Origin of the sequence: Pacificoceanicola algae, from assembly GCF_049341065.1 — a bacterium.
GTDB lineage: Bacteria > Pseudomonadota > Alphaproteobacteria > Rhodobacterales > Rhodobacteraceae > Pacificoceanicola.
Genome location: NZ_JBMPIX010000050.1, coordinates 1 through 6,928, shown reverse-complemented (window position 1 = coordinate 6,928; position 6,928 = coordinate 1). Strand labels below are relative to the sequence as shown.

10 protein-coding genes and 2 pseudogenes are annotated in these 6,928 nt (G+C 61.5%); 4 read left to right on the top strand and 8 right to left on the bottom strand.

The window, feature by feature from the left end; translation table 11 throughout:
• From ACOYQJ_RS25925 to ACOYQJ_RS25890, 8 genes are all read right to left on the bottom strand, one after another.
• Window positions 1-208, bottom strand: a 208-nt coding sequence (locus tag ACOYQJ_RS25925; RefSeq protein WP_422908773.1) for a hypothetical protein, incomplete at its 3' end; no start/stop codon positions are given.
• 61 nt (window positions 209-269) lie between these two features.
• Complete coding sequence (locus ACOYQJ_RS25920; RefSeq protein ID WP_422908772.1) at window positions 270-752, bottom strand: YHS domain-containing (seleno)protein; 483 nt, start codon at window positions 750-752, stop codon at window positions 270-272.
• Between the two features lie 54 nt (window positions 753-806).
• On the bottom strand, window positions 807-1,655 hold the full coding sequence (locus ACOYQJ_RS25915; protein WP_422908771.1) for a cysteine hydrolase family protein: 849 nt from the start codon (window positions 1,653-1,655) through the stop codon (window positions 807-809).
• A 184-nt stretch (window positions 1,656-1,839) separates the two neighbouring features.
• A complete protein-coding gene (locus tag ACOYQJ_RS25910; protein WP_422908770.1) occupies window positions 1,840-2,214 on the bottom strand; it encodes a hypothetical protein in 375 nt (124 codons plus the stop codon).
• Window positions 2,215-2,297: 83 nt separating this feature from the next.
• Window positions 2,298-3,392 (bottom strand): AraC family transcriptional regulator, encoded by a 1,095-nt coding sequence (locus ACOYQJ_RS25905; protein WP_422908769.1) that lies wholly within the window; start codon window positions 3,390-3,392, stop codon window positions 2,298-2,300.
• Window positions 3,393-3,465: 73 nt separating this feature from the next.
• Window positions 3,466-4,062 carry a pyridoxamine 5'-phosphate oxidase family protein gene (locus tag ACOYQJ_RS25900; protein ID WP_422908768.1) on the bottom strand — a complete coding sequence of 199 codons (597 nt, stop codon included), beginning with the start codon at window positions 4,060-4,062 and terminating at the stop codon, window positions 3,466-3,468.
• A 12-nt stretch (window positions 4,063-4,074) separates the two neighbouring features.
• Entirely contained in the window at window positions 4,075-4,539 is a 465-nt protein-coding gene (locus ACOYQJ_RS25895) for a nuclear transport factor 2 family protein (protein ID WP_422908767.1), read from the bottom strand.
• 86 nt (window positions 4,540-4,625) lie between these two features.
• Window positions 4,626-5,174, bottom strand: a complete 549-nt coding sequence (locus tag ACOYQJ_RS25890) for a carboxymuconolactone decarboxylase family protein (protein WP_422908766.1) — start codon at window positions 5,172-5,174, stop codon at window positions 4,626-4,628.
• Between the two features lie 184 nt (window positions 5,175-5,358).
• Here ACOYQJ_RS25890 and ACOYQJ_RS25885 point away from each other — a divergent pair, with 184 nt between their 5' ends.
• From ACOYQJ_RS25885 to ACOYQJ_RS25870, 4 genes and pseudogenes are all read left to right on the top strand, one after another.
• Window positions 5,359-5,952 (top strand): TetR/AcrR family transcriptional regulator, encoded by a 594-nt coding sequence (locus ACOYQJ_RS25885; protein ID WP_422908765.1) that lies wholly within the window; start codon window positions 5,359-5,361, stop codon window positions 5,950-5,952.
• A gap of 179 nt (window positions 5,953-6,131) precedes the next feature.
• Window positions 6,132-6,252 (top strand): annotated as a pseudogene (locus tag ACOYQJ_RS25880) (IS6 family transposase); the annotation flags it as partial.
• Between the two features lie 82 nt (window positions 6,253-6,334).
• Window positions 6,335-6,729 (top strand): annotated as a pseudogene (locus tag ACOYQJ_RS25875) (transposase); the annotation flags it as partial.
• A gap of 12 nt (window positions 6,730-6,741) precedes the next feature.
• A complete protein-coding gene (locus ACOYQJ_RS25870) occupies window positions 6,742-6,846 on the top strand; it encodes an integrase core domain-containing protein (protein ID WP_422908774.1) in 105 nt (34 codons plus the stop codon).
• Window positions 6,847-6,928 lie beyond the last annotated feature (82 nt).

Genomic DNA, 6,928 nt, shown 5'->3' with positions numbered 1-6,928 from the left:
TCGCAATCGCGGTACAGATCAACTCAAATTGCCGTTTCGCACTATCCACCGACTCCCGTCCTGATCGAATGTAGGTGCTTTTATTCCGGCGCCGAGCCGTCATCTGCATGATCAGCTTCGCCTGCCACAACTGCTCAGCCAGTATTGCGATATCGGCGCGGAACGACTTTGTGACCCGCCCATACCCGAGCCCGGCGGCTCCGTTCAATGTAAGAGATGCCGGACCGCCCATGGGACTTGGCGGCCCGGCCTGGTTCACCGGAAAGGGCTCAGAGATCGCCCACCGGTGTTGCCATGATCTCCGGCCATTTGTCGAAGGCGCCGTCAATGATCGTGGTGCGGTCTTCGAGATACTTCTCGAAGATAGACTGGTTCACGAACAGGTAGAGCTTGCCGTCGACGATGTCCGCATAGCGCACGTCGCCGTCCAGCTTTTTGCCCGCATAGACACCAAAGGCGCAAAAACCACCGAACTGCGGCAGCATGGCTGCGGGATCGGCGTCGAAGGCGGCCTTGGTCTCGGCGTTGGCAAAGTAGTAATCCACCCCATCGTGTTCCGAGGTGAATTGCGCGTCGCCAATCTCGGGCGCATCGGCCTCGAACATCGAAACGGGATCGAAGCCGTGCATGCCCAGCGGGTGACCGGTCAGGGTCAGCCCGTTGTTCACATTGTATTCGTCAGCGGCAAAGGCGGCCGGAGCGAGCGAGATCAGGGCCGCGGAGAGCACGGCGGTGAGCGTAAGTTTTGTCATGGGTCAGGTCCTTTGTTCTAAAGTTGGGTTCAGGGTTTGGGAGTGCTGCGCCGCTTACGCGCCGCGAGCGATGCGGGTCACAGCGTCGTCTGTCCACCAGACGCCGTTGGCAACCATTCGGAAATTGATGATAGCGGCGAGATATCCATCGCCTTCGGGCACCTTGGCCCCGGCGGTGGCGTCGCGCACCACGGCGACCTCAAAGCCCAGCTCCAGCAATTCATACAGATGCGCCTGAGTGCAGAGATTGGCGGACATGCCCGCAAGGATCACCTTGTCGATGCCGCGCTTGCGCAGTTGCAGGTTCAGGTCGTTTTGCGCCGGGCTGTAGACCTTGTGGGGCGAGCAGATAACGGTTTCGCCGTCCTCGATGTATTTCTTGTACTGTGGCATCCAGTCGGCGCCCGACCCGTCGAACCCATCAAGGTTCAAGGGACCGGGGCGATCAAACATGCCGATCGAATGCATGGTCTTTTCCAGCGTGCCCTCGAAATGCCACTTGTGATCGTGCGGATAGTAGTAATGCGGCGAGATGAAGACCGGCATGCCCGCCGATTTGGCAGCCGCAAAAAGGCGCTCGATATTGTCGACGGTGCCCTGTTCGGTCACGCTTTCGCCGACCACGCCCCAGGTGACGCCGTCCTCGGACAGGAAATCGATCTGCGGGTCGGTCACCACCAGGGCGGTGCGGCCCGGGGTGATCTCCATATCGATCTGCGGCAGGCCGGGGGTTTCGGGATCGGCATAGAACGCGCGGGCCTCGGGCGTGGCGGCCTGCGCGGTCGTCCCGGCCACGGCGGCAACGCCAGTGGCGGCGGCACCGGCCAGCAGGCGGCGGCGGGCTATGTCGACGTGCTGAGGCGTGATATTGCAGCCGCAGTTTTCGTGGTCGTCGTGTTTCATCGTCTCTCTCCTTGATGAAGTGTGGATGGTGATGGGTCGGGACAGCGCCAAGACGCTGCCAGGTGGGCGGGATCCCTTGGTGCGGCATGGCAAATGCCGGTCGCGGACGCATGGCGCCGCGGCAACGAGGAAGCTCGCTTTCCTGAAGAGGCCGGGCCGCAGGTTGGGCGGCTCGGAAATCGGTTTAGTCCGAGGTAGCCGGTGGCAGGACGCAGGTGCAGACCGGCGTCAGTCCAAGACCCTGCGGAACGCTGAACGGAAAGGGTTCGGTGTCGTCACCGGAGTCGGCAAAGGCAGGGTAAAGCCGTTCGGTGGCGTCGCTGGGGTGCGCAGCGCCTTCGGTGCCATCCCCGCTCGCCGTTTCGGCATAGGCGGGCGCCGACATCATGACCAGCGTCGCAAGCGCTCCGGTGGTCAGCGCGCCTGCGACCGCCGAGACCAGCAGGGATGCCATATCCAGCGCATCCCGGCTGGTGAGCATGGGCCAAAGCGCGGGGCGACGGCGGCGGGTTGCGGTTTGGTCCTGGTGCGCAAAGTCGGGCGAAATGTAACGTGTCACGGTCTGGTCCTTTCCGGTGTATGGGGCGGCGGGCAGGAACCGCTGGGGTTGTCCGAGGGCTGCCTCATCTTGATGAAATCAGATTAGATCGACACCGCCCGGACCGTATCGGCCCCGCCTGCCAGCGTTTGGGCCGCACCTGCCATGATCGCCGCGCGGGGCACGGCAGGCTTGCCGGAAACGCTGTTGCGATACTGTGCCGGGGCCTGGCCGACCCAGCGTTTGAAGGCACGGCCAAAGGTGCTTTGCTCGGCAAAGCCGGTCAGAAAGGCAACCTCGGCGATGCTGCAGTCGCCGCGGTTCAGCAAATCGCGCGCAAGGCTGATCTGCACGTCGCGCACCACGTCGCGGTAGGTCGTGCCTTCTTCGGCCAAGCGGCGAAAGAAGGTCCGTTCGCTCATGCCCATGTCGTGCGCGAGGGTCGCGGCCTGCGGCACCCCGGTGCTGAGCGCGGTGGACAGACGGCGGAACAGGTCGGCCCGCAACGGCGGCACCACCGACGTGGCGTCCAGTTCACGATCGAGATGCCCCGTCAGGAAATCCGAGATCGCCGCGTCGCCAATCCGATTGGGCAGGTCCAGCGCCCGCACCGGCATCACGATGGCGTCGCGGGCAGCCCCGAAGATGACCGGGCAGCCGAAATGATCCGCAAAGCGCGCGGGATCGCCCGGACAGGCGTGGCGGAAGGTCACGCATTCCAGCGCCAGATCTCCGCGCACGAAGGCCCGCATCTTGCTGACGTTCGAGGCCAGCGCGCATTCGTTGCGCAGGGTCAGGGCAGCACGGTCGGGGGTGCAGCTTTCGATGACCAGCGCAGCCTGATCGCCGTCGCGGTCCAGCCAGTAGGCTGCCGTATCGCTCAGCAGACGAAAATACCGTTCCAGCCGCGCCAGCGAGGCCCCAAGGGTCGGGGCGCTTTTCAGCGCCAGGCCGAGCACCCCGAGATCGTCCACGCAGATCGCCTGAGCATAGGCCGCGATCAAGGTCACCCGGTCGGGATGGCGCGTTGCGATCAGGTCGATCAGGCCGAAATGGCTTTGGTCGTCGATATGGCCGTCGGTCAGTGGCGGAAGTTGGTAAATGACTTTGGTGCCTGACATGACACGCCCTTCTGGCGTAACGGTCAGTCCGGCGGCAGCAGTCATGGCGCGGACAAAGGCAGCGGTGACGGTGGGCATGGCAGGCTCCGGTTTTATACAGTTGGATCAAAAAAGCCGCCCCCGGACTGTCCGGAAGCGGCGGGGGAAAGCATCACGTTGAGGCAAAGCGCATCTGTTCCAGTTCCGCGATGCGAGCTTTCAGGCGGTCGATTTCGCCACCGTATTCGGCATCTGTACGGCGCACTGGGATGTGCTTGGGGCAATTCCAGTCGAATGCGGCAACGCGAATAACGACGGCGCGTTCGGCCTCTGGCCCGTCGGGCGGGTTCAGATAGTTGATGACCCCGGGATCGTCGGTGATACGCGCATGCCCCAGCAGCTTGAGCCTGCGGCGCTGCGCGAAATCAATGGCAAGGATCGAGATGCGGTCATTGTCGCGCAGATTGCCGGTGCTGATATACTGCTTGTTGCCGCTATAGTCGGCATAGGCCACCGTCTGCGGGTCGATCACTTTCAGGAACCCCGGCGCGCCGCCGCGAAACTGAACATAGGGCCAGCCGGTTTCGCCGACAGTGGCCTGAAAAACCCCGTCGCGGGCCTGAAGAAAGGCGGCTTCGCGGTCGGTCATTTGGTCGCCGTCCTGCCGCGTGTCTGAAAGGACGCGTGCGTAGATGTCGGCAGACCCATGGCGGGCCTGTTCGGCGCGCACGGCAGAGGTAAAGGCGATGTTTGCATAGGCGTTGGCCATGATCGTTTCTCCTTACAGGCCCAGATCGGTCAGGCCGGGGTGGTCGTCGGGCCGGCGGCCCAGCGGCCAGCGCATCAGCCGTTCGCTTTCGGAAATCGGCAGATCGTTGATCGAGGCGATGCGGCGGCGCATCAGACCGTCCGTGGCGAATTCCCAGTTCTCGTTGCCATAGGCCCGGAACCACGATCCGCTGTCGTCGCGATATTCATAGGCAAAGCGCACGGCGATGCGGTTGCCATCATGCGACCAGAGTTCCTTGATCAAGCGGTAGTCATGTTCACGCGCCCATTTGCGTGTCAGGAAATCGACGATGCGGTCACGCCCGGAAAAACGCTCGGCGCGGTTGCGCCACTGGCTGTCGGGCGTATAGGCCTGCGCGACCTTTTCGGGCTGGCAACTGTTCCAGGCGTCTTCGGCAAGGCGGACCTTTTGCGCTGCCGTTTCGGCGGTAAAGGGTGGGACCGGTGGGCGGCTCATCTGCGGCTCCTTTTGGGAAAAGCGGGCGCCCCGGCGGGCAGTGACTGACAGGGAGGAAGCCGGGACGCCCAGGGGGACCTGGGGGATCAGGCGGCGTCTTTGGTCACGACCGGGAAATCGATCGGGGTGCCAAGCGCCTCGTTGAGGTAGTTGGTCAGCGTATTGAGCGCGACATGGGCCACGATCTCGACGATCTGGGCGTCGCTGTAGCCCGCAAATTTCACGGCATCGATTTCCGTTTCGGGTACGGAGCCGCGCGTCTCGACCAGAGCTGTGGCAAAGCGGACGGCGGCGTCGGCCTTGGGATCGGTCGATCTGCCGCGCCGGTTGGCGGCAATCTCGGCATCGTCAAGCTTGGCCATGTTCTTGCCAATATAGCTGTGCGCCGAAAGGCAGTAGTCGCAACCGTTTTTCTGGGCGACAGCCAATGCGATGCGCTCTCGCGTGCCGGCGGGAAGTTCACCCTTTGCGAGGGCACCGTTCAGTTCCAGGTAGCCACCGAGGGCAGCGGGGCTGTTGGCGGTGATACGGAACAGGTTTGGCACCGAGCCAAGCTGTGCCTTGACGGCTTCAAGCAGCGGGCGGGCCGCGGCCGGAGCGTCTTCGATGGAAGCGGGAAGCGGGATACGTGTCATGGTTTCTCTCATGTCTGTTTGTGATGGGGCGCTGTGTTGCGCTCCTTATAAAACAGACAGGTCTGTATATTTGTCAAACCCCCTTCACCTAAGCGTGATGCGAGACTTGGGTTGTTTTACCATTGAGAAAAGCGCTGGAAAGCGCAATAAGTAGACAGAACTGTCTGATAACCGGGGAAAACTCTTGAACAAGCGCCGCGACGATCTTGTCGAAACCGCCCTGAAACTTTTTTATCGCCACGGCTTCCATGCTACCGGGATCGACAAGATTCTGGCCGAATCGGGGGTGGCGAAGATGACCCTCTACAAGCATTTCCGGTCCAAGGACGAATTGATCCTTGCGGCACTGCAATTGCGCGACGAACGGTTTCGCAACTGGCTGATGTCCGAGATGGAGAAGGCCTCGGCCAACCCGGAAGAACGGCTGCTGGCCATGTTCGACGCGCTGGAAACGTGGTTCCTGGGTAAGGCGTTCAAGGATCTGGGGTTCTCGGGCTGCGCCTTCATCAATGCCGCAAGCGAGTTTGCGGCCCACGATCACCCCGCGCACCGCGTGGCGTCCGAGCACAAGCGGCGGATCGTCGATTACCTGGAAAAGACATGCCGCGACGCCCAGTTGTTAGAGCCAGAACAGCTGGCGGAACGCCTCGCCCTTTTAAAGGAAGGCGCGATTGCCACTGCGCATGTCCGGAACATTCCCGAGGCCGCAATGCTGGCACGGGACATGGCCCGGACCATGATAGATGCTGCGCGAAGAAGAGCTGACGAAGGCGCATAATCCGCGCCAAAGTGACTTTTTCGATCTGGTTTCACAGGTAGATCATGTAGATGTAGACACAAGAAAGCATTCGCCTGCCGTGTCGCCGATTTCGGCATCCAGAAGTGACGATGAGTCCATGACCGGGACCGTTGCGTTAACCGAGCTATTTGGCGACGGTCATGTTCTTGAGGTTGATCATGGCGCGTCAGTCACCATTCAAACATCACTGTTTTCCACGCGAGATCATCCTGTGCGCGGTGCGGTGGTATCTGCTACCCGCTGTCCTACCAAGACGTGATGGATCTGCTCGCAGAGCGTGTGCTCTGCCCCCTGAAAACTGGACCGTCTGAAGCTGGAGTTTTTGGCTAAGCTTTCCTGGCTGGGAGAGGAGCGGAAGCGCATGAAAGCATCGAAGTTCACGCAGGCGCAGAAGGCGTTCATCCTGAAGCAGGGCGAGCAAGGCACGCCGGTCGCTGAGATCTGCCGTAAGGCCGGGATCAGCCAGGCGACCTACTTCTATTGGAAGAAAATGTATGGTGGCTTGCTGCCAGATGAAATGCGCCGGTTGAAGGCGCTCGAGGACGAGAACTCCCGGCTGAAGAAGATCGTCGCGGACCTGACGTTGGACCGCGAGATGCTGCAGGACGTGATCCGGCGAAAGCTCTGAAGCCTGGCCGTTTGCGCGAACTCGTCACCGGGATGTGCGTCGACTGGGGCGTGTCGATAAGGAAGGCTTGTGGGGCCATCTGTTTCGACACGTCCAGCTACCACTACAAGTCCCGGCGCACGGATAAGCCGACGGACAACGTGTTCATCGAGGCCTTCAACAGCAAGCTTCGGTCGGAGTGCCTGAACGCGCATTGGTTCATGAGCCTTGCCGACGCACAGGAAAAGTTGGAAGGTTGGCGTTGACACTACAACTTTGCTTCATTACGCCCATCTTTCTATGTTGTTGAAGGGAAAAGGTTTTGTTGATCTGCATGTGATACTGCGG